Source organism: Tannerella forsythia, assembly GCF_003860135.1.
In the GTDB taxonomy this organism is placed as follows: Bacteria; Bacteroidota; Bacteroidia; order Bacteroidales; family Tannerellaceae; genus Tannerella; species Tannerella forsythia_A.
The window spans coordinates 1-664 of sequence record NZ_RQYN01000141.1; the positions used below are offsets into that span (position 1 = coordinate 1).

Here is a 664-nt window from a genome sequence, read left to right on the forward strand (position 1 = left end):
ATAATCTGGGGGAGGATTGTTTTTCCTTTGTTCATGGCTTGCAGATGGCGTCTTAGGATGCGTCCGCAAAGCTACTGAGTTCTAATCGAAAAAATATTTTAATCTTCTAAGTTGCTGAAATTAAACAGTTAAAAACCTGTCGGAGACATTTTCTCCGGACACTAGTGTTATGAGAAAAATAACAGACGACATTATTGCTGCTTATAATAGCCATTTGCCGGTTCACAAATTCATAATGGTAACAACACTTTCTCGAGATGTGAATTTTTACGGTAAAGAAAGTCCATTTTTTTATGCTTCAACCAAAGGTATGCTTATGGTAGAGTATTGGAGCTGGGATGATATATGTGATGGGCTTGCATCTTTTCCAATTTTATTAAAAAAGTATTTTGGGAATTTTCTCCCAAAACTTTCAGTTGCAGCGTTAAAGGTCTCTCCAAAGTCGGTGTATAAAAAAACTGAAACAGACAATAGAGAATCTTTTGGACATAAATTCTATTATGAGTATCAAAACAAAAAAGGGCGAAATCATTTGCCTATTTTTGATATTTCTATTATTAATAACTCTGATGAAACTGTTTTATTGACCTCTATTGATGTTTATGCAGAACGAACAGCATCTATGGGAGGCTACCCAACAAAACCCTTAGGCGAACTTACTCCA

1 protein-coding gene is annotated in these 664 nt (G+C 35.2%); it reads left to right on the forward strand.

What is annotated here, in order from left to right:
* Nucleotides 1-169 precede the first annotated feature (169 nt).
* Nucleotides 170-664, forward strand: a 495-nt coding sequence (locus tag EII41_RS13685; protein ID WP_148091769.1) for a hypothetical protein, incomplete at its 3' end; no start/stop codon positions are given.